Raw genomic sequence first — 20,523 nt, 5'->3', positions numbered from 1 at the left:
GGCCAGCAGCGCGGCCTGCGCCTCGCGGTCGTGGCGGCTGACGGCGTTGTCGCCGGCGGCCGCGGCCAGGCGCGCGGCCTTGTCCAGCAGCGCCACCTTGTCGCCGAAGCCGTCGCGGTAGATGCCGGAGATGGTGAACAGCACGTTGACACGCGGGCGGCCAAGCTGCGCATCGGGAATCAGCCGCACGTCCTCGACCACGCCGCGCGCGTTCCACACCGGCTCCACGCCCATCAGGTAGAGCGCCTCGCTTTCCATCGCGCCCTGGTGGCGCTCGGTCTCGCCGTAGAACAGCACCATCGAGACCTGCTCGGGCGCCGCGCCGGTTTCGGCCTGGTAGCGCGCCAGCGTCTGCCGCGCCAGCATCTTGCCGACTTCCCACGCGGCCGGCGTGGGGATGAAGGCACCGTCGAAGGCATGCAGGTTGCGCCCGGTGGGCAGGCCCTGCGGCGTGCGCACCGGATCGCCGAGCGGCGCGGTCGGCAGGTAGCGGCCCGCGAGCACCGTCACCAGGCCGTCAAGTTCGCTCCGCGGTGAGGCGCGCAGGCCGGCCAGCCATGCGCGCGCCGCGGCCAGCGCGGCCTTTGCCTTGTCCGCCAGCGGCGGCGTCAGGTCCGCCAGATCCGGCTCGCGCCCGTCGAGCAGCGCGCCGGCCCAGTTCGCCAACGGGTCATGGCCCAGGCGTTTGCGCTCGCCGGCGTCGAACGCGCTTTCCAGCACGGTAGCCAGCGCCTGCCGCTGGAAATCCGCTGGCGGCAGTTCGCCCAGCACATGGATGCCTTGCGGCATCGGCTCGGCTTCCACCTTGTGCAGGAACCGGTGGATCACCGGCTCGACCTGTTCCCATGGCGCGGCGAGGTCCACGCCGAGCTGGCGGTCCAGGCCCAGCGCGCGGATCTGCGCCAGTGCCTGCAGGCGGTATTGTTCGGCCAGCGCGGGTGCGCTGTCGGCGGTGGCTTCCTGCTGCTCGATCACCTCGTCGAGCTTCGCCAGCGCGGCCGGCATGCCGGCGCGGGTCAGCAGCGGGGTCAGGTGGCTGACCAGCACGGCGGCGCTGCGGCGCTTGGCCTGTATGGCCTCGCCGCCGCCGTCCTGGATGTAGTAGTAGGCGTTGGGCAGGTCGCCCAGCAGCACTTCGGCGCTGTCGTCGCCGGCCTGCCCCACCTGCTTGCCGGGCAGCCATTCCAGCGTGCCGTGGCGCCCCACGTGGACCATCGCGTCGGCGCCGAAGGCGTGGCGGTACCAGAGGTAGGCGGCGATATACGAATGCGGCGGCGGGGTGACGGTGTCGTGCGAGGTGTCCATCGCGCGCGCGAAGGTGGAGCGCAGCGGTTGCGGCCCCACGAACAGGTTGCCGAAGCGCAGGCCCGGAATCACGAAATCCTGCCCGCCGCGGCCATCGTCCACCAGCATCAGCGGATTGCGCTCGGGCGGGCCCCAGGCGGCCAGCACGGACTGGCGGAACGCCGCGGGCAGCGCCTCGAACCAGCGCTTGTATTGCGCCATCGGCAGCAGCGTGACGCGTCCGCGCGCGACCATCTCGCGCAGCTCGCCCGGCGACCATTCCTCCATATTGCGGCCGTTGCGCTCCAGCAGCGCGGTCAGCTCCGCGGTATCCGGCAAGGCAGTGCCGGTCTGGTAGCCGGCCGCGCGCAGGCGCGCCATGATCTGCGCGAGCGAGGGCAGCGTGGCCAGGTAGCTGGCACCGATATTGCCGCTGCCCGGCGGGTTGTTGTAGTAGAGGATGGCGATGTGCTTGTCCGCTGCCGGCTTGTCCTGCAGCGCGATCCAGCGCCGCACGCGCGCCACCGCGGCATCGGCGCGCTCCGGCACGGCGCGGCTGGTCTTGGCGCCGTTTTCGTCTTCCAGCGTGGCGAACAGGATCGGCTCGCCGGCCCCGGCGCGCTCGGGCGTGTTGAGCAGCAGCGGCAGGCGCTCGCCGGCGATACCGCGCGCGTCGGCGCGCCAGGCGGCCTGGCTGTCGCGCGTGGCCAGCAGGTTGATGGCGTGCAGGCCGTGGCGCTCCAGCCAGGCCTTGTCCTCGGCGCGGCTGATGGTGAGGTTGAGCGTGAACAGCGCGCGCAGCGGGCTGCGCCCGTCCACCGTCAGCGCCGCATCCAGGCTGGAAAGCGGCCAGCCGAACACCGGCACGGCGCCGATGCCCTGGCTCTCCAGCGCGGCCACCAGCGCATCGATATGGGCGAGATCCTGCTGGCGGTAGTTGCTGGCGTAGAAAGCGATGCCCACCAGCGGCGCCTGGGCCGGCAGGCCGCTCGCGGTGCGATACCAAGCCAGGTATGCCGCCAGCGTGGCGAACGCCTGCGCGGCGCGCGGATGGTAGATGCCGGACGCGGGCAGCGGATGCGGCGGCGGTACGGCGATGGCATCCGTGCCGCGCACCTGGGCGATGGTCCAGGCCAGCCAGCCGGCCACGTTGTCGGCGCCGCCGGCGCTCCAGTACGCCTCGGCGGCCTGGCCACGCGGCGCGTCGAGGCTGATGCCCCACGCGGCCTCGGCGGTTGCGGCGGGCGCCGCCAGCAGCAGCGCGCCGCGCTGCCTTGCCTGGCGCATGGCCGGCGCCATCTGCCTGAGCACGGCGGCGGGCGCGAAATAGGCGTAGATGGCATCGGCGGCGGCGATCTGCGCCGCGGCGGGCGCGGTGGTGACCGCCTCCACCACCACCCTGCCCGGCCCGGCCAGTTCGCGCAGGCGCGCCTCGGCGGCGGGCAGCAGGTGGGTGTTGGTGGTGACCACCAGCACGCGCACGGGCGCGGCGGCGCTGGCGTGCCATGGCCACGCGCCCAGCCAGCAGAGCAAGGCGAGGGACATCAGCAGCCAGCGCTGCCGGGCCAGCCTCATTTGCCGGCGCCCGCCGCCGGCACGGCTTGCGCGGCGGAGGCCGGCGCGCCTTCGGGCACATAGACCACGCTGCCGTCCGGCAACCGGTAGGCCACGCCGAGGCGCGTGCCCTCGCCCGCCTTCTGCTGCGCGGACAACTTGCTGACCTTCACTTCCTTGCGGTTCTTCTCGAGCAGTTGCAGTTCGCCCGTGCGCGGATCGCGCTGGACCAGGGTGAAGCGCGCATCGGGATCGAGCAGCTGGGTCAGGCTGAAGGCTTGCGTGAGCGCCACCATCAGGCCCACCGCGAACACGATCGATGCATCGAACAGGTTGGCCACGCCGGCCAGCGGGTCTTCGCGATGCACCGAGGCAAGTTCGCCCTGGGCGCGGCGGCGGCGCACGAAGCGGCGGCGCCGGAACTGGTGTCCGTGGCCGGCGTCCATCAGCCGTGCGCCCCGGCGCCCGGCGCGGGCATGGCGCGCAGCACCAGCTCGCACAGGTTCTCCATTTCCTTCAGGTCGGCACGCGCCCAGCGCTCGCGCGTGAGCGTGAGCACATAGGCGATGCCGCCCAGCACCAGCCCGCAGACCACCGCGCCGAAACCGATCACCAGGTGGTTGACCATGCCGGCCATGTCGCCGGCCAGCAACGACTGCAGCGCCGGCCCGAGCGGGATGATGGTGCCCGCCAGCCCCAGCATGGGTGCGATGCGCACCAGCGTGCGGGTCAGGTCGAGCCGGTTGGCCACGCGCATTTCCTCGCGCTGCAGGGTCTCGTCCAGCCACAGGTCGAGATGCTCGTGCGAATCGAGGCGCGCCAGGCGGCCTTCGAGCAAACCCCAGAAGCGCGCCAGCGCGGGCGACATCGGCACCGCCTGCAATTGCGCCCGCGCGCCCTGGCGCAGGCCGCAGGCCAGCGCATTGGCCAGCGCCGGCAGGTCGCTGCGCGGCGAGGCGGCCCGGCGGCGCGACTGCACCAGCAGGCTGCCCAGGTCGGCCAGCGACAGCACGAACAGCACCAGCAAGGCCAGGGCGACCGGCCAGAAGAACGCCGTGGAAAGGCGATAGAAGATCTCGGTGACGGCGCTTTCCATCGTGAATGTCAGCTAGTTGCAGGGGCGGGTCGGCGCAGCCGCCAAAGGGAAGCGGACTGCCGTGGCGCAGCATTGTACGCGGCGGCCGACGCCGCCGCCGTGGCTTCAGGGCCAGCTGGCGCGCGCGTAGACGCCCGACAGCGCACGCACCCGCGCGGCCCGCTCGGCCACGCGCGCGTCGGTGTAGAACGGCGGATCGGCCAGCACCAGGCCGTTGTTCTTCGCTTCCTCCACCAGGATCTGCAGGTACTCCGTCATGTGCGACGCGGTGTAGTCGTTGGTATCGTGGAAGCTCACCACGATGGGCGCCACGCCGCCGGCCAGCGCCAGGCGCTGCTCGGACAGGGCCACCTTGACCTGCGCCAGCTCGCTGTTCATGTGCGAGCGCCGGCGCAGGCTGATGTGCCAGCCGTAGATCTTGCCGTCGCGCGCATTGATGTCCGACATGAGCATGCCGAGGCCGAGCTTGCGGTAGACCGCCTGCACGGCGTCGTTGTAGGCCCAGTTGGGCGGGCGCACCAGTTGCGCCGCGCCGCGGCATTGCTCGATGATGTCGGCCTCGCCGGACAGCAGCGAGGCTTCCAGTTCCTCCGGCTCCAGCCGGGTGTGCGACAGGTGCCCGATCGGCAGTCCGCTGTGTACCGCGAGCCGGTGCCCGGCCTTGCAGGTGGCATGCATCTGCGCCTTGCCCTCGTCGCCGCCGCCGCGCCGCGGGTGGGCGGTCTGCACGAAAAACAGCGCCTTGATGCCTGGCGTGACCGGGTTGTCGGCAAGCTGGCGCAGGATCAGCGGCGTGCTGCCGTCCTCGCCGGCATCGGGGCCGTCGTCGAAAGTGAGCAGGAAGCGGATCGGTGGCAGCGGGCGCGCGGCGCGCAATGCCGCCAGCTGGATGCCCGGCGCGGCAGGCTGGAATCCGGCCGGAACCGGTGCCGTGGCCGGCGATGCGGCGCACAGGCCGCTGGCCAGCATGGCGCCGGCAAAAAGACAAAAACGAGAAAAACGCATGCGTGGGGGCGCGCGGCTTCGCGCGGCGCGCCACTGTGTGCGCTACGCCGGCGTACCGTCATGAAGTTTCAGGCAAGGAACAAGGCATCCGGCCGCAGCTGCCCGCGCGTGTGCGCGAGCCGCCGCAACGGCCATCAGGGCATGGCGGACACGACGCGGCATTGTGCCATAGCCCCCCCGGGGGCCCGGCGAAGGCGCCGGGAATCCGCATCCGCAACCCCTGCCGGGCCACCGGGACGGCAATTCGCGCACGCAAAAAAGACCAGGCCACACGACATGGCCTGGTTGGCAAGACCGGCAGCGAAGCGGGCGCTGCCGACGGGTACGGGAAGCCGGCGAAAGCCTCCCCTGCATTCAGACTAGCCTCTGGCCGGCGCGGCACCGTAAACAACTGTGTCGGCATGCCGCTCGCGCGCGCAGGCCGCGGCTCAGCCGGGCCCGCCAGGCTCGGCCACCGCGTCGAAGCGATAGCCGTGCGAATACACCGAGGTCAGCCGCACGCCGTTGTGCGGGCGCAGCGCAAGCTTGATGCGCAGGCGCGACACATGGGTATCGAGCGTGCGCGAGTCGGGCCCGATCACGCGGCCCCACACGGCTTTCTCCATCATCTCGCGCGACAGCAGCCGGCCCACGTTGCGGAACAGGAACAGTGCCACGTCGAACTCGCGCGGCGACACGTCCAGCCTGGCGCCGCGCAGCGTGATGGTGCGCGCCACGGGATCCACCGCATAGCTGCCGACTTCGACCAGCTCGCTGCGCACCATCGCCTGCGGATAAGCGCGGCGCAACAGCGCGCGCATGCGCGCCACCAGTTCGGCGCGGCGGATCGGCTTGATCATGTAGTCATCCGCGCCGGCGCCCAGCGCGGCGACGATGCTCTCCTCGAGCGGCCGGCTGGTCAGGAACAGGATCGGCAGGAGGCGGCCGACGCGCTGGCGGATCCACTGCACGAGATCGAGCCCGCTGATGTCGGGCAGCTGCCAGTCGAGGATAACGAGGTCGAAGGTATGTTCGCGCAGCGCGCGCACGAAGGCGCCACCGCTGCCGTAGGTCGCGCACGCGAAGCCCGCGTCCTCCACGATCCGCCGGATCAGCTCGGCCTGGCTCTCATCGTCTTCCACCGAAGCAATTCTCATGGATCTCTCATGACCATGCCCGGAACGTTACCGTGTCCAGCCATATGCGCCGGGATGTTCGGCGAACGAGATAGGCGACTGCGATGCAAGAAAGCGCTCGCGGGCATGCTGCCGGGCCAGCATCGGACGCGACTAGCCTATCTCAGCCATGCACGGCAATTGTCACGAAATGTGAACGCGGGATTTGCATGCCGGAGCGAATGCCGGCCTGGGTGCGAAGCGCTGAGCACGGACCGGAAGACCCGGTGCCGTCAGCAGGTTTCGTCGGCGGGGTCGATCATCAGATGCAGGCGTGCGGCGAGGCCGGCGAGCCGGGCTTCATCGCTGTCGCGGATCATCCAGCCGGCGAAGGCGTCGGCCTGCGTATCCCAGCACCACAGCCTATAACCGGCCATGCGCATGGAGGCTTGCGCGATCGTCATCAGGCGAGGGATATCGTGCGCGGCCAGAAAGGCAGGCGCGAGCGGCTCGCTCACGCCCCAATCCACGCGCACGCCGACGCGCTCGCCCAGCATATGCACGCTGCGCACCAGCGCGGCCCTGTCATTCCACTCCACATAGAAGCCGGCACCGTTGCCGAGGGCTTCGCTCAGCGGCCACAGCAGCTGATGTCCGTCGCATCGCGGCCCGGCATGCGCCAGCGCACGCCGGAAAGCGATCCAGTAGCGATCCGCGGCTTCCTGGTCGTGCAGGCATACCAGCAGGATCAACTCGCGCATGGCGTCCTGCGTTTCACTCGGGAGCACAATCGTCATAAGCTTCTGGCGGGTTGGAGACGGCAGCAACGACGTGGTCACTGCCGGAACGCCACGGGCCGGCGCACTCGATATTGGCCGTGGCACTGCCCGTGATGCCGCGACGATGGATTTGGCTCGCGGCCCCCTATTCTGACAAAGGTTGTAGCGTGGCGCCACACGCACACGTGCCGCGCCGGCCGTTTCCGGCATGGCGCTAACACCCCCCCAAAAAGCGGTTGCCAAGCGCGTATCGGCTTTGTTACGCTTCGCCCCGTTATCGCTCCGGAGTCATCTCCATGGACAGTTGTTCTACCTGGCCCCTGGCCACATCCTGAACGGCTAGGCAAGTCCAGGCGTCCTTTCGCCACTGCCTCGCCGGAACCGGCCGGTAGTGGCGGTGCATTGCACGGGTTCTCCGCGCAATGCCTGCTCTCCCAGTTCATTGCAAGACCGGCGGCCACCATGCCGCGGGATGCGCTCGTGCGCGCGGGACCGCATCCCGCGCGCACGCCGCCCCGCCGTGCGCTGCCGTGCGCTGCCGTGTCGCTGCCTTGTCGCGCTCTTGTCGTCGCGGCCAATGCCGGCCACACCGGCCTGACACCTGCCCGTCGTACAAACGCAATAGCGCCAGGGCCAGGCCCAGGCACAATCATCACGAAGCGTATCGGCTTCACGTCCGGGAACATCTGCCATGCACTCCCTCCAAGCTTTCCAGAACATCAACCTCGCCTCGCTGTTGGACACCCTCGTGAGCCTGACCACGGCCTTCGTGCTGGGCACGGTGATCGGCTACGAGCGGCAACTCCGCCAGCGCACCGCCGGCCTGCGCACCAATGTGCTGGTGGCGGTGGGGGCGGCGATCTTTGTCGACATGGCCAACCGCATGGCCGGGCACGACGGCGCGGTGCGCGTGGTGGCCTACGTGGTATCCGGCATCGGCTTCCTCGGTGCCGGCGTGATCATGCGCGAGGAAGGCAATGTGCGCGGGCTCAATACCGCCGCCACGCTGTGGGGTTCGGCGGCCATCGGCGCCTGCGCCGGCGCGGACCTGATCATCGAGGCCACGGTTGGCTGCCTGTTCGTGCTGGCCGCCAACACGCTGCTGCGGCCGGTGGTCAACCGCATCAACCAGCAGCCGATGGACACCCCGGCGGTGGAAGTCACCAACACCGTCTACGTGATCGCGCCGCGCGCTTCGCAGAAGCAGGCGCTGCAACTGCTGGAGCGGACACTGGAGACAGGCAGCTACCCGATGCGCGACCTCGAAGTGCATGCCTTCGGCGATGCCGATGTGGAGATCGAGGCAGTGCTGACTTCCACCTCGGTCGACGGCGATGTGCTCGACCGCCTGATGGCGCAGCTGGCCGAGTCCGAGCATATCCACCAGGCGTTCTGGAGCCCCAGCACGACGGACTGAAGCGGCATGACCGCCTCCTGGCGCACCCCCCCGTCCGGGCAGGCGATCAACGCACAGAAAAATGGCTGGTGTTGTTGCAATGTACGAACAACATGGCATCCTTGTGCCGACCGTGGACGGCGATCCCGGCGCGGTCTCATTACATACGAGGAGCACATGAAAGTTTCGAAGTCGCCTGCCGGCCGCGCGCCGCGCCTTGCCCGCCACCTCCTGGCCACCGCCATCGCCTGCCAGGCCGTCGCCGCAGCCGTCCCCGCCATCGCCGCCGAGGCATGGCCCGCCAAGCCGATCAAGGTGATCGTGCCCTATACGCCGGGCGGTTCCACCGACACCGTCTCGCGCATCGTCTTCGAAAAGGTTGCCGAGCGCCTCAAGCAGCCGATCGTGATCGAGAACAAGCCCGGCGGCAATTCCACGCTCGGTACTTCGGTAGCGGCGCGCGCCAAGCCCGACGGCTACACCTTCCTGTCGGTGCTGGCCGCCTATTCGGCCAACCCGAGCCTGTATTCGCACCTGCAGTACAAGCCGCGCGACCTGACCCCGGTAGCGCTGATGGCGGACCTGCCGCTGTTCCTGTTTTCCAGCAAGTCCGTGCCCGCCACCACGGTCGCCCAGCTGGTTGAATACGGCCACAGGAACCCGGGCAAGCTGAACTTCGGCTCCAGCGGCACCGGCTCGAGCGCCCACCTGGTCGGCACCAAGTTCGGCATGGTCAGCAAGATGGAGATGACGCATATCCCGTACAACGGCAGCGCGCCCATCCTGACCGACCTGATGTCGGGCAATGTGTCGATGGTGTTCGACCCGCTGCTGGTGCCGATGCCGCAGGCCAAGGCAGGCAAGATCAATGTGCTGGCGGTGGCGTCGGCCAAGCGCTGGCCGGGCGAGCCCAATATCCCGACCATGGAAGAAGCCGGCTTTCCCGGTTTCGTGATGAGCTCCTGGGCCGGGCTGATGGCGCCTGCCGGCACGCCGCAGCCGGTCATCGACCGCATGTCGAAGGAAATCGCCGAGGCGGTGCGCTCGCCCGACGTGCAGAAGAAGCTGGAGAACCTGGGCTTTATCGGCGTGGGCAGCACGCCGGATGAGTTCCGCAAGCTGATCGACCGCGATTCGGCGCGGTACGCCGAAATCATCAAGGCCGCGAAGATCTCGCTCGACTAAGCCCGGCCGCGGCGGCCGCGCCGATGCCGGCCGCCGCCCGCCCCTGCCTCCCTCCCGCCTCCCAGCCCCGTCGCGGGCAACCGGCCCGCCCCGCGGGCCGCCCCCCTCCCCCCCGCTTTTCCTTCCAGTCCGGCGCATTGCCGTTCCGGCGGCAAACCCGTGCCCGGACCGCGCGGTGCTTGCGCCAAAGGCGCCTTGACAACCATCCCCGGCACTCCTATTCTCTCGTTTAAATTCCTTAAGTAAGATCGTTGTTCTGTTGTATAGAACGTAAAATCTGGAGGCAAGGTGGGAATGACGGCCTCCGTGCCGCTGCCACACCCCCTCCACGAGCCATCGAGACGCCATCCCAGACGCAATCGCCGGCCCGCCGCATGCGCCCGCCCTTCCGACCGGGGCGCGGCCCGGAGGCGCCGCCTTGCAACACCCATAGACGGAGACCCAATGAAGCGCTTTCCCTCCCCCATCCGCGCCCTGCTGATGCTTGCCGTGCCCGCGACGCTGCTCGCCGCCGCCCTGCCTGCCGCCGCCGACACCTACCCCAGCCAGCCGGTGCGGCTGGTGGTGCCCTTCCCGCCGGCCGGTGGCACCGATGTCATGGCGCGCCTGGTGTTCAACAAGGTGGGCATGAGCACGCACTGGAACGTGGTGGTGGAAAACCGCGCCGGCGCGGGCGGCAATATCGGCATGGACGCCGTGGCCAAGGCGCGCCCGGACGGCTATACCCTGGGCATGGGCCAGACCGCCAACCTGGCGATCAACCCCACGCTGTATCCCAAGATGCCGTATGACGCGGTCAAGGACTTCACCCCGGTGGCACTGGTTTCCGCCCAGCCGCTGGTGCTGATCGTGCGCAAGGACGCGCCATACAAGAACCTGGCCGACCTCGTCGCCGCGGGCAAGGCCAGGCAGCTGTCGATGGCCTCGGCCGGCACCGGCACCGTGGGCCACCTGACCGGCGAGATGTTCGCGCGCCGCACCGGCATCAAGATGCTGCATGTGCCGTACAAGGGCGCCTCGCCGGCGCTGACCGACCTGCTGGGCGGCCAGACCGATTTCTACTTCGCCACGCCGCCGATCGCGCTGCCGATGATCAAGGCCGGCAAGCTGCGCGCGCTGGCGGTGACCTCGTCCAAGCGCCTGCCGCTGGTGGCCGACGTGCCCACCGTGATCGAAGGCGGCTACGCCGGCTTCCAGGCCGAAGACTGGAAGGCGCTGGTGGCGCCCGCCGGTACGCCGGCCGACGTGATCAAGCGCGTCAACGAGGAAATCAACAAGGCCATCGCCCAGCCCGATACCATCGCCAAGATGCGCGAGGAAGGCAGCGAGCCGCGCGGCGGCACCCCCGCCGAACTGGCTGCCTTCATCAAGGCCGAGAACACCCGCTGGGGCACCATCGTGCGCCAGTCGGGCGCCAAGGTAGAGTAAGAGGGGCGATTGCGCCGCCGTGCGCGGCGGCTCGCAGCCCCCGGCTCCCTTTTGCTTCAACGAGATCACGCACCATGCAAAAACCGCTACGCCATATCCGCGTGCTCGACCTCACCAATGTGCTGGCCGGGCCGTTCTGCTGTCACCAACTGGCCCATATGGGCGCCGAGGTCATCAAGGTGGAAACACCGGGCACCGGCGACCTGGCGCGCCAGCTCGGCGCGGATGCCGAACTCAACCGCCGGCTGATGGGCGTGTCCTTCCTGGCGCAGAACCCGGGCAAGCGCTCCATCACCGTCAATCTCAAGCATGCGCGCGGCAAGGAAGTGTTCCGCAAGCTGGTGGCCAGCGCCGACGTGCTGGTGGAGAACTTCCGCCCCGGCGTGATGGAACGCCTGGGCCTGGGCTTCGAGGCGCTCAAGCAGGTCAACCCGAAGCTGATCTACTGCGGCATCTCCGGCTTCGGCCAGGACGGCCCGCTGTCCGACCTGCCGGCCTATGACCAGATCATCCAGGGCATGTCCGGGGTGATGAGCATCACCGGCGATCCGCAGACCGCGCCCTACCGCGTGGGCTACCCGGTCTCCGACACCATCGGCGGCATCACCGCGGCCTTTGCCGTGGCCGCCGCGCTGGCGGACCACCAGCGCACCGAGGGCTATTTCATCGATGTGTCCATGCTGGAGGCCACCCTCGCCACCATGGGCTGGGTGGTGTCCAACTACCTGATCGCCGGCAAGACCCCGTCCCCCATGGGCAACGAGAACATGACGGCGAGCCCGTCCGGCGCCTTCCATACCGGCGCGGGGCTGCTCAATATCGCCGCCAACAAGCAGGAACAGTTCGAGGCGGTGTGCCGCGTAGTGGGCCGCCCCGAGCTCGCCACCGATGCGCGCTTTGCCGAGCGCCAGTCGCGCCTGGCCAACCGCGCGGCGCTGACGCGCGAGCTGGAAGCCGAGCTGGCGAAGAAATCCGCCGACGAATGGTGGGCGCTGCTCAACGAAGCCGGCGTGCCCGCCGGCCCGGTCTACAGCGTGCCGCAGACGCTGGACCACCCGCAGATCAGCGGGCGCGGCATGATCGGCGACTTTGCCGACGTCCCCGGCGTGGGCCGCGACATCCGCCTGGTGCGCACCGGCTTCAAACTCAACGGCGAAGCGCCCTCGGTGGATACGCCGCCGCCGGAGCTCGGCCAGCACACCCGCGAGATCCTCGCCCAGCTGGGCTATGGCGAGGCCGATATCGAAACCCTGCAACAGGAGCGCGCAGTATGAGCGACCCCATCAAGCAAGCTGCCGGCGACACCGGCGATCAGGCCGGCATCAACGAAGGCCAGCGCCTGTCCCAGGACTGGTGGCGCACCGAGATCATCGACATGCAGCCCGGCGAGATCCGCTACCGCGGCTACCCCATCGAGCAGCTGATCGGGCAGGTCTCGTTCGCGCAGATGATCTGGCTGATGCTGCGCGGCGAGCTGCCAAGCCGCAAGCAGGGCGAGCTGCTGGATGCCGCGCTGATGTCCGCGGTGGACCACGGCCCGCAGGCGCCCAGCATCGCCATCGCGCGCATGGCCGCCACCTGCGGCGTGGGCCTGAACAATGCGATGGCCTCGGCCGTCAACGTGCTCGGCGACGTGCACGGCGGCGCCGGCGAGCAGGCGGTGGAGCTGTACCAGGACGTGGCGCGGCGCATCGACGGCGGCCTGCCCCAGGCCGAAGCGGTCAAGGCGGCGCTGGCCGACTACCGCGACGCGCACGGCAAGTTCGTCTCGGGCTTCGGCCACCGCTTCCATCCGCTCGATCCGCGCGCGCCGCGCCTGCTGGCCCTGGTGGACCAGGCCGCGCAAGACGGTGTGGTGCCGGGGCGCTTCGCGACCATCGCGCGCGCGGTGGAGGCCGAGCTCGGCGCGGGCCGCAGCAAGCCCATCCCCATGAACATCGACGGCGCCACCGCGGTCATCTACGCCGAGCTGGGCTTCCCGGCGCCGCTGGCGCGCGGGCTGTTCTGCCTGTCCCGCTCGGTGGGCATCCTGGCGCATGCATGGGAGCAGACCCAGCAAGGCGGGCGCAACAAAGGCCCGATCCCGCGCCAGTACATCTGGACCTATGACGGGCACCCGCAACGGGATGTACCGCCGAGGCAGGACTGACTGCGGGTGAGCGCCTGGCGCCTAGCGGCTCGGCACGGGGGAGGAATCGCCCACGTCGCCGGGCACCGGGCGCGTGACCGGCGCCATCCACGACGCCAGCGCGTAGCGATCGCGGCCGAATTCCTTGGCCGCGTACAGCGCACGGTCGGCCGCCGCGAACAAGGCGCGCCACAGGCCTTCCACGCCCGCCGCCCCGCCGCGCAGTTCGGCCACGCCGATGCTGACGCTGGCGAACGCGGCTGGCGCGCCGGGCAAGGGAATCGTGCGGACTTTCTTCAGGATGCGGTTGGCCAGCGCGGTGGCCTGGCTTTCATCGGTATGCGGGCAGAGGATGCAGAATTCCTCCCCGCCGTAGCGGCCGGCCACATCGGAGGCGCGCCGCGAGTTGTCGATGGCCTCGGCGATCAGCTTTAGCACGGTATCGCCTGCGTGGTGGCCGTTGCGGTCGTTGACCTGCTTGAAGTGGTCCACATCGATCACCAGGCAGGACAAGGGCTGGCCGTGCCGCTCCCATGCCGCCACCAGGCTGGTGGCCGCCTTGTCGAGCGCGCCCCGGTTGAGCAGCCGTGTCAGCGCGTCGAGCCGGGCGCCGTTCTCGTTGACGGCAATGACCTGCTCCATCGCCATCAGCGTGAAGCCGAACAAGCCCAGCAGGGTTGCCACCATGGGCGAGAGCAGCAGCATGGCGCTGGCATTGCTGGCGTAGAACGGACCGGAAAACACCATGCCGCCCAGTCCGGCGGCAAGGCCGGTCAGCTGGGTCACCAGGTGGATCAGGGTGGCCACCAGCACCAGTGGCGTGCCGACACTGCGGCGCCCGCCATGGGAATGCAACAAGGTGATTGCCGTCAGCGTCGCCACCAGGGCCAGGCAGCCATAGCCAATCACATGCAGGCGCGCATAGCTGTTGGCCATGCCGGCGGCACCGAGCAGGGCCAGTCCGGCCAGCGACACGCCCAGCGCCAGCGTGCGGTCCCACGACACCAGCCCGTAGTAGACGCGCACGCCGCGATAGATCAGCAGCCGCCCGGCAATAAAGACGGCCGCGCCGCCGGCGCTCACATAGACTTGCCGGTCCGAGGCATTGAGGGCCAGCACCAGCCCGGCGGCGGACAGCAGCAGGTGCCCTGCCGCCCACAGCCGCCCGGCCTCGCTCGGCCGCAGCGCGACCAGCAGGCCCAGCGATATGGCCAGTGTGCTGGCGTACACCACCACCATGACAACAACTACCGCTTGCTGGTCTAACTGCACGGGAGTCCTTTGAAGATGCCGTGTTGCCGTTGACGTTGACGACGTTGGCAGCGCTCCCGTCACGGCGGGCGCAGTCCCGGCTGCGTGGGCCAACTTCGCAAACGCGCGTGATAACGTTACCGGCCCTTAGCTGGCACCCCCGACAAGCCGGGCATGGGATGATTCCGACATCGATATTGACCCGCCGCAAACCGGCGGCTGTCCGCCAGCGTCCTAGGGGTTGACCCGGATGGCCCCCCGCGAGCGGATCCTGCGAAGCCCCGGATTCCGTCAGGCAGCCGGGCGCATGCCGCGCTCAGACGGCATAGGGAAAGGTGCCGCCCAGCGCGAGCGTCAGGTCGCGTGCGGCAAGCAACACATGCGGGCGGAAACCCTCGTCGAAGCGCGGCGTCGGGCAGGTCAGGGTCAGCGCGCCCTTCAGTTCGCCGTCCGGCCCGAACACCGGCGAGGAGACGCCGGCGATATCCGCCACGCGGTCACCGACCATCGCGGCCACGCCTTCGTCGCGGATCTTCTGGTAAAGCTCGCCGCGCGCGCCGCTGAACGCGCGCAGCACACGCCCGCCGGCGCCGCGGTTGCGCGGCAGCAGGTCGCCCGCCTTGGCATGATCGCGCACCGGCTGCGGCGAATCGATACGGTACAGGCAGAGACGATGCTCGCCCTGATCGATATGGAAGGCCGCGCTTTCGCGCGTGGCCTGCACCAGCTGGCGCAGTACGGGCATCACCACCAGCTCCAGCGAAAACGAAGCGGAATAGACCGCGTGCAGGCGCGCGACCTCGGGCCCCAGGCCATAGCGGCCATCGCTCTGGCGCTGCACCAGGCGGGCATGCTCGAGCGAGGCCAGCAGGCGCAGCAGCGTGCTCTTGTACAGGCCCGAGCGCTGCGCCAGCTCGACCAGGCTTAGCGTGGTGTCGCCCAGCCGGAAGGCGGACAACACGAACAAGGCGCGGTCCACGGCGACGGCACCGCCCTCGGCGGCATGCTTGTCGGCTTCGGAGAGTTGGGCGGCTTTACGGGGCATCGGTCGGACAGTGGGCAGGGAGGAAGCAGGGAAGAAGCAGGAAGGAAAGCTGGCGCCAGGGACCGGATGGCACTGGCCCTTTTTGCATTGCGGTTCCACGGTATAGAACGGCATTGCTATTGTCAATGCGGCCATGCCGGCCGTTGCGCGCCGGCGGACCTCTCTTTTGTTGCGGATGCACATGACGGCAAGCCCGCCGCCCCGCCCTTGCATTGTCCCCTGAGTGATCTAGAGTGATGTGATGCATCAATTCGCCCCGGCCGCGGGGGCCAGCCAGGCCACGGTGTGTACGCGATGCACTACGTCTCGACGGAGTGATCCAGCAATGGTTGGATTGAACGCACTGATCCGGGCTCGCCTTCAGCTTGCGCAAATCAAAGTCCTCCACCTCCTCCGCCATGCCAGCCGCGCCTGCCCCGCCAGAGCCAGCGGCAGTATCCGGCAGTACGACATTCCTGGCGCCGCCCGCTCGCCGCGCCTGCCGCGCAGCCATCGGCGGCGCATGGGCCTGGGCCGCGAACCCTAGTCAGAGGCCGCCTTTCCAGGCCCGCTTCCGAACCCGCTTCGGAGCCCGCTTCGGAGCCCGCTCCCGGCGAAGACGACCGACAACACCGGCAACCGCCTGCGAGCGGATGCCCGGCGCCGCCGGTTGCCGCCTGGACGACTGTCGCGCGGCCGATCCGGCCGCCCGGCCACCGCCGTGGCTCTTGCCTGCCGATGCCCGGACGCTGGCGCACGTGGGTCCTCATTCTGCCAGCCGACCCCAGCCAACCCTAACGAACCCGAGGTTTCCTCATGCGCAACGAGCGGATTCCATTTCGTTATCCCGGCGCTGCGGCGATTGCCGCCCTCATTGCGGCATGCGGGCAGAAGCCGGCGGCGCCGCCGCCGCCGCCGCTCGAGGTGGGCGTGGTGACGGTCAGGACCAGCACCGTGCCCGTGACGGTGGAACTGCCCGGGCGCACGAGCGCCTTCCTGGTGGCGCAGGTGCGCGCGCGCGTGGACGGCATCGTGCTGCGGCGCGAGTTCACCGAAGGCGCCGACGTCAAGGCCGGCGAACGCCTCTACAAGATCGATCCGGCCCCCTATATCGCCACACTCAACAATGCCAAGGCCGCGCTCGCCAAGGCCCAGGCCAACGTCGCCACGCAGAACGCGCTGGCCAGCCGCTACAAGGTGCTGGTGGCCGCCAACGCGGTCAGCAGGCAGGACTATGACAACGCCGTGGCCGCGCTGGGCCAGGCCGTGGCCGACGTGGCCGCCGGCAAGGCCAGCGTGGAGACCGCCCAGATCAACCTCGGCTATACCGACGTGATCTCGCCCATCACCGGCCGCAGCGGCCTCTCGCAGGTCACGCCGGGTGCCTACGTGCAGGCCAGCCAGGCAACCCTGCTCACCACCGTGCAGCAGCTCGACCCGGTCTACGTCAACCTGACGCAATCGAGCGTGGAAGGCCTGCGGCTGCGCCGCCAGATCCAGGAAGGCAAGCTGCAGACCAGCGGCATCCACGCCGCCAAGGTCACGCTTCTGCTGGAGGACGGCCGGACCTACTCCGAGCCCGGCCGGCTCCAGTTCTCCGACGTAAGCGTGGACCAGACCACGGGGTCGGTCACGGTGCGCGCGATCTTCCCCAACAAGGACCGGGTGCTGCTGCCGGGCATGTTCGTGCGCGCGCGCATCGACGAAGGCGTCAACGACAGGGCCATGGTGGTGCCGCAGATCGGCATCACCCACGACCAGAAGGGCCAGCCCGTGGCGCTTGTCATCGGCCCCGACAACAAGGTGGCGCTGCGCCAGCTCGTCACCGCCGGCACCTACGGCAATGGCTGGGTGGTGGAAAGCGGCCTGCAGCCGGGCGACCGGGTGATCGTCAACGGCGTGGAGAAAGCCAAGCCGGGCGCGACCGTGAAGCCGGTCGAGACCAAGGTGCCCGCGCCAGCGGCCTCGGACGCACAGGCGCAGCCACCGCAGGCACCGCAGCCAACTCAGGCACCGGCCTCCGCGCCGCCGGCCCCGCCCGCCTCCGCGCCGGCACCTGCCGCGGCATCCGCGCCCGCCGCGCAATAAAAGGGAGCCGGCGCCATGGCAAAGTTCTTCATCGACCGGCCGATCTTCGCCTGGGTGATCGCCATCATCCTGATGCTGTCGGGCCTGGCGGCGACGGTGACGCTGCCGATCGCCCAGTACCCGACCATCGCGCCGCCGGCCATCCAGATCAGCGCGACCTACCCCGGCGCATCGGCCAAGACGGTGGAGGACACCGTCACGCAGGTGATCGAGCAACAGATGAGCGGCCTGGACCACCTGCTCTACCTGGCCTCCACCAGCGACGATTCGGGCACCGCCACCATCACCCTGACCTTCGCCGCCGGCACCAACCCCGACATCGCGCAGGTGCAGGTCCAGAACAAGCTGCAGCTCGCCACGCCGTTGCTGCCGCAGGTGGTGCAGCAGCTCGGCACCAAGGTGACGAAATCGAGCAGCAGCTTCCTGCTGATCCTGGCCTTCGTGTCGCAGGACGGCAGCATGAACCGCTACGACCTGACCAACTACGTGGCCTCGAAGATACTGGACCCGATCAGCCGCATCGACGGCGTGGGCACGGTAACGCTGTTCGGCTCGCAGTTCGCCATGCGGGTCTGGCTCGATGCCACCAAGCTCAACAACTACAGCCTGACCCCGCTCGACGTGAAGGCCGCCGTGCTTGCGCAGAACGTGCAGGTGGCCGGCGGCAGCCTGGGCGGCACGCCTTCCGTGCCCGGGCAGATGCTGCAGGCCACCATCACCGAAGCCACGCTGCTGCAGACGCCGGACCAGTTCGGCAACATCCTGCTCAAGGTCAACACCGACGGCTCCCAGGTGCGCCTCAAGGATGTGGCCCGCATCGAGCTGGGCGGCGAGACCTATAACTTCGACACCAAGTACAACGGGCAACCGACCGCGGCCTTCGGCATCCAGCTGGCCACCGGCGCCAACGCGCTGAATACCGCCAAGTCCATACGCGCCAAGATTGCCGAGCTGCAGCGCTACGCCCCGAACGGGCTGGCGGTGGAATACCCGTACGACATCACGCCGTTCGTCACGCTGTCCATCGAGGAAGTGATCAAGACGCTGATCGAGGGCATCGTGCTGGTGTTCCTGGTCATGTACCTGTTCCTGCAGAACCTGCGCGCCACGCTGATCCCCACCATTGCCGTGCCGGTGGTGCTGCTGGGCACGTTCGCGGTGATGTCGGTGGTGGGCTTCTCGATCAACACGCTGTCCATGTTCGGCCTGGTGCTGGCCATCGGCCTGCTGGTCGACGATGCCATCGTGGTGGTGGAAAACGTCGAGCGGGTGATGGCCGAAGAAGGACTGTCCCCGCGCGACGCCACGCGCAAGGCCATGGACCAGATCACCGGCGCGCTGGTGGGCGTGGCCCTGGTGCTGTCCGCGGTGTTCGTGCCGGTGGCGTTCTCGGGCGGTTCGGTGGGCGCCATCTACCGGCAGTTCTCGCTGACCATCGTGGCCGCCATGATCCTGTCCGTGCTGGTCGCCCTGATCCTCACACCGGCGCTGTGCGCCACCATGCTCGAACCGATTCCCAAGGGCCATCATGACGAGAAGACCGGCTTCTTCGGCTGGTTCAACCGTAATTTCGCCAGGGGCCAGCAGAAGTACCACGGCGGCGTGATCCATGTGATCCGGCGCTCCGGGCGCTGGCTGGTCATCTACGTGCTGGTGATCGTGGCGGTGGGCTACCTGTTCCTGCGCCTGCCCAAGGCCTTCCTGCCCGAGGAAGACCAGGGCACGATGTTCGTGCTGGTGCAGGCACCGGTGGGCTCCACGCAGGAACGGACCGCCAAGGTACTGGCGGACGTGCAGGACTACCTGCTGACGCAGGAGAAGGACGTGGTGGAGGCGGTGCTGACCGTCAACGGCTTCAGCTTCGCGGGCCGCGGCCAGAACTCCGGCCTGGTGTTCGTGCGCATGAGAGACTTCAAGGAACGCGAATCCGCCAACCTGAAGGCGCCGGCGCTGGTGGGCCGCATCTTCGGGCACTTCGCGTCCTACAAGGACGCCAATATCTTCCCGCTGAATCCGCCCTCGATCCCGGAGCTCGGCACCGCAGCCGGCTTCGACTTCGAGTTGCAGGACCGCGCCGGCGTCGGCCACGAGAAGCTGATGGAAGCGCGCAACATGCTGCTCGGGATGGCGGCCAAGGATCCGTTGCTGGCGCAGGTACGCCCCAACGGCCTGAACGACACGCCGCAGTTCAAGGTCAGTATCGACCGCGAGAAGGCCAATGCGCTGGGCATCGACGCCATCAACATCGACCAGACCTTTTCCACGGCCTGGGCCTCGCAGTACATCAACAACTTCCTCGATGTCGACAACCGCATCAAGAAGGTCTACATCCAGGGCGAAGCACGCTTTCGCATGAATCCCGAGGACCTCGGCGCCTGGTATATCCGCAACCAGTCCGGCGGCATGGTGCCGTTTGGCGCGTTCGCCACCGGCAAGTGGATCTACGGCTCGCCCAAGCTGGAACGCTACAACGGCATTCCGGCCGTCGAGATCCAGGGCGCCGCCGCGCACGGCAAGTCGACCGGCCAGGCCATGCAGGCCATCGAAGCCATCGCCGCCAAGCTGCCGGCCGGCATCGGCTACGAATGGACCGGCCTGTCCTACCAGGAAATCCAGTCCGGCTCGCAGGCGCCGATCCTGTACGGCATTTCCATCCTCTTTGTGTTCCTGTGCCTGGCGGCGCTGTATGAAAGCTGGTCGATCCCGTTCTCCGTGATCATGGTGGTGCCGCTCGGCGTGCTTGGCGCATTGCTGGCGGCCACCCTGCGCGGGCTGGAAAACGACGTGTTCTTCCAGGTCGGCCTGCTGACCACCGTAGGCTTGTCGGCCAAGAACGCCATCCTGATCGTGGAGTTCGCGCGCGACCTGCGCGACCAGGGCATGAGCACGCTGGATGCCGCGGTGGAAGCCGCGCGCCAGCGGCTGCGCCCGATCCTGATGACCTCGCTGGCGTTCATCCTCGGCGTGATGCCGCTGGCCGTGAGCAACGGCGCCGGCTCGGGCAGCCAGCACGCCATCGGCACCGGCGTGATCGGCGGCATGGTGACCGCCACCTTCCTGGCCATCTTCATGATCCCGATGTTCTTCGTGGTGATCGGCAAGTTCAGCAAGGTGAAGGCGAAGCCCGGTTCGCACCCCGCGGCCCCGGCGGCGCCGGACGACCCGGGCGGCGGCAGCGACGGCGGCGGCGCGCCGCGGGAGGGCCACTGAC

Annotated in this window: 15 protein-coding genes; 7 read left to right on the top strand and 8 right to left on the bottom strand. The window is 69.0% G+C overall.

Translation table 11 applies throughout. The features are described from left to right. From AC1DKV_RS01320 to AC1DKV_RS01295, 6 genes are all read right to left on the bottom strand, one after another. The coding region (locus tag AC1DKV_RS01320; RefSeq protein WP_477137353.1) for a cobaltochelatase subunit CobN at nt 1-2,859 on the bottom strand (2,859 nt) is incomplete at its 3' end. After that, nucleotides 2,856-3,284, bottom strand: a complete 429-nt coding sequence (locus AC1DKV_RS01315; protein ID WP_441615069.1) for a DUF2149 domain-containing protein — start codon at nt 3,282-3,284, stop codon at nt 2,856-2,858. The genes AC1DKV_RS01320 and AC1DKV_RS01315, both read right to left, overlap by 4 nt. After that, nucleotides 3,284-3,934 (bottom strand): MotA/TolQ/ExbB proton channel family protein, encoded by a 651-nt coding sequence (locus AC1DKV_RS01310; protein WP_441615070.1) that lies wholly within the window; start codon nt 3,932-3,934, stop codon nt 3,284-3,286. The genes AC1DKV_RS01315 and AC1DKV_RS01310 overlap by 1 nt, the downstream gene beginning before the upstream one ends. A 105-nt stretch (nt 3,935-4,039) precedes the next feature. Beyond that, complete coding sequence (locus AC1DKV_RS01305) at nt 4,040-4,939, bottom strand: polysaccharide deacetylase family protein (RefSeq protein WP_441615072.1); 900 nt, start codon at nt 4,937-4,939, stop codon at nt 4,040-4,042. Between the two features lie 428 nt (nt 4,940-5,367). Further along, complete coding sequence (locus tag AC1DKV_RS01300; RefSeq protein ID WP_441615074.1) at nt 5,368-6,075, bottom strand: response regulator transcription factor; 708 nt, start codon at nt 6,073-6,075, stop codon at nt 5,368-5,370. 251 nt (nt 6,076-6,326) lie between these two features. Beyond that, complete coding sequence (locus AC1DKV_RS01295; RefSeq protein ID WP_441643288.1) at nt 6,327-6,830, bottom strand: DUF6630 family protein; 504 nt, start codon at nt 6,828-6,830, stop codon at nt 6,327-6,329. 673 nt (nt 6,831-7,503) lie between these two features. On the opposite strand from AC1DKV_RS01295, the gene AC1DKV_RS01290 reads away from it, so the two are divergent. The 5 genes from AC1DKV_RS01290 to AC1DKV_RS01270 all read left to right on the top strand — a co-directional run bounded on the left by AC1DKV_RS01290 (nt 7,504) and on the right by AC1DKV_RS01270 (nt 12,970). Beyond that, complete coding sequence (locus AC1DKV_RS01290) at nt 7,504-8,229, top strand: MgtC/SapB family protein (protein ID WP_441615078.1); 726 nt, start codon at nt 7,504-7,506, stop codon at nt 8,227-8,229. A 156-nt stretch (nt 8,230-8,385) separates the two neighbouring features. Then, entirely contained in the window at nt 8,386-9,393 is a 1,008-nt protein-coding gene (locus tag AC1DKV_RS01285; RefSeq protein ID WP_441615080.1) for a Bug family tripartite tricarboxylate transporter substrate binding protein, read from the top strand. A 444-nt stretch (nt 9,394-9,837) separates the two neighbouring features. Next, the gene (locus AC1DKV_RS01280) at nt 9,838-10,821 is read left to right on the top strand and encodes a Bug family tripartite tricarboxylate transporter substrate binding protein (RefSeq protein WP_441615082.1); all 984 of its coding nucleotides are present in this window, start codon (nt 9,838-9,840) and stop codon (nt 10,819-10,821) included. A gap of 74 nt (nt 10,822-10,895) precedes the next feature. Then, entirely contained in the window at nt 10,896-12,095 is a 1,200-nt protein-coding gene (locus AC1DKV_RS01275; RefSeq protein ID WP_441615084.1) for a CaiB/BaiF CoA transferase family protein, read from the top strand. After that, nucleotides 12,092-12,970: a citryl-CoA lyase gene (locus AC1DKV_RS01270; RefSeq protein ID WP_441615086.1), complete on the top strand. Its 879-nt coding sequence runs from the start codon at nt 12,092-12,094 to the stop codon at nt 12,968-12,970. The genes AC1DKV_RS01275 and AC1DKV_RS01270 overlap by 4 nt, the downstream gene beginning before the upstream one ends. Nucleotides 12,971-12,991: 21 nt before the next feature. Here AC1DKV_RS01270 and AC1DKV_RS01265 read toward each other — a convergent pair whose 3' ends face one another. Together AC1DKV_RS01265 and AC1DKV_RS01260 are read right to left on the bottom strand one after the other, a co-directional pair. Further along, nucleotides 12,992-14,221 carry a GGDEF domain-containing protein gene (locus tag AC1DKV_RS01265; protein ID WP_441615088.1) on the bottom strand — a complete coding sequence of 410 codons (1,230 nt, stop codon included), beginning with the start codon at nt 14,219-14,221 and terminating at the stop codon, nt 12,992-12,994. Nucleotides 14,222-14,516: 295 nt separating this feature from the next. Beyond that, nucleotides 14,517-15,245 (bottom strand): IclR family transcriptional regulator, encoded by a 729-nt coding sequence (locus tag AC1DKV_RS01260; protein ID WP_441615090.1) that lies wholly within the window; start codon nt 15,243-15,245, stop codon nt 14,517-14,519. A gap of 795 nt (nt 15,246-16,040) precedes the next feature. On the opposite strand from AC1DKV_RS01260, the gene AC1DKV_RS01255 reads away from it, so the two are divergent. Together AC1DKV_RS01255 and AC1DKV_RS01250 are read left to right on the top strand one after the other, a co-directional pair. Then, a complete protein-coding gene (locus tag AC1DKV_RS01255) occupies nt 16,041-17,312 on the top strand; it encodes an efflux RND transporter periplasmic adaptor subunit (RefSeq protein ID WP_441615091.1) in 1,272 nt (423 codons plus the stop codon). A 15-nt stretch (nt 17,313-17,327) separates the two neighbouring features. Next, nucleotides 17,328-20,522 carry an efflux RND transporter permease subunit gene (locus AC1DKV_RS01250; RefSeq protein WP_441615093.1) on the top strand — a complete coding sequence of 1,065 codons (3,195 nt, stop codon included), beginning with the start codon at nt 17,328-17,330 and terminating at the stop codon, nt 20,520-20,522. Nucleotide 20,523 lies beyond the last annotated feature (1 nt).

This window comes from Cupriavidus sp. 05T41 (assembly GCF_056396525.1).
Note: the sequence above shows the minus strand (reverse complement) of the source record. Positions and strands in the feature narration are given on the sequence as shown.

What these genes read in the sequence shown, in the direction of transcription:
- AC1DKV_RS01315 (WP_441615069.1), bottom strand. Translation starts at nt 3,284, where the DNA reads ATGGACGCCGGCCACGGACACCAGTTCCGGCGCCGCCGCTTCGTGCGC.
- AC1DKV_RS01310 (WP_441615070.1), bottom strand. Translation starts at nt 3,934, where the DNA reads ATGGAAAGCGCCGTCACCGAGATCTTCTATCGCCTTTCCACGGCGTTC.
- AC1DKV_RS01305 (WP_441615072.1), bottom strand. Translation starts at nt 4,939, where the DNA reads ATGCGTTTTTCTCGTTTTTGTCTTTTTGCCGGCGCCATGCTGGCCAGC.
- AC1DKV_RS01300 (WP_441615074.1), bottom strand. Translation starts at nt 6,075, where the DNA reads ATGAGAATTGCTTCGGTGGAAGACGATGAGAGCCAGGCCGAGCTGATC.
- AC1DKV_RS01295 (WP_441643288.1), bottom strand. Translation starts at nt 6,830, where the DNA reads ATGACGATTGTGCTCCCGAGTGAAACGCAGGACGCCATGCGCGAGTTG.
- AC1DKV_RS01290 (WP_441615078.1), top strand. Translation starts at nt 7,504, where the DNA reads ATGCACTCCCTCCAAGCTTTCCAGAACATCAACCTCGCCTCGCTGTTG.
- AC1DKV_RS01285 (WP_441615080.1), top strand. Translation starts at nt 8,386, where the DNA reads ATGAAAGTTTCGAAGTCGCCTGCCGGCCGCGCGCCGCGCCTTGCCCGC.
- AC1DKV_RS01280 (WP_441615082.1), top strand. Translation starts at nt 9,838, where the DNA reads ATGAAGCGCTTTCCCTCCCCCATCCGCGCCCTGCTGATGCTTGCCGTG.
- AC1DKV_RS01275 (WP_441615084.1), top strand. Translation starts at nt 10,896, where the DNA reads ATGCAAAAACCGCTACGCCATATCCGCGTGCTCGACCTCACCAATGTG.
- AC1DKV_RS01270 (WP_441615086.1), top strand. Translation starts at nt 12,092, where the DNA reads ATGAGCGACCCCATCAAGCAAGCTGCCGGCGACACCGGCGATCAGGCC.
- AC1DKV_RS01260 (WP_441615090.1), bottom strand. Translation starts at nt 15,245, where the DNA reads ATGCCCCGTAAAGCCGCCCAACTCTCCGAAGCCGACAAGCATGCCGCC.
- AC1DKV_RS01255 (WP_441615091.1), top strand. Translation starts at nt 16,041, where the DNA reads ATGCGCAACGAGCGGATTCCATTTCGTTATCCCGGCGCTGCGGCGATT.
- AC1DKV_RS01250 (WP_441615093.1), top strand. Translation starts at nt 17,328, where the DNA reads ATGGCAAAGTTCTTCATCGACCGGCCGATCTTCGCCTGGGTGATCGCC.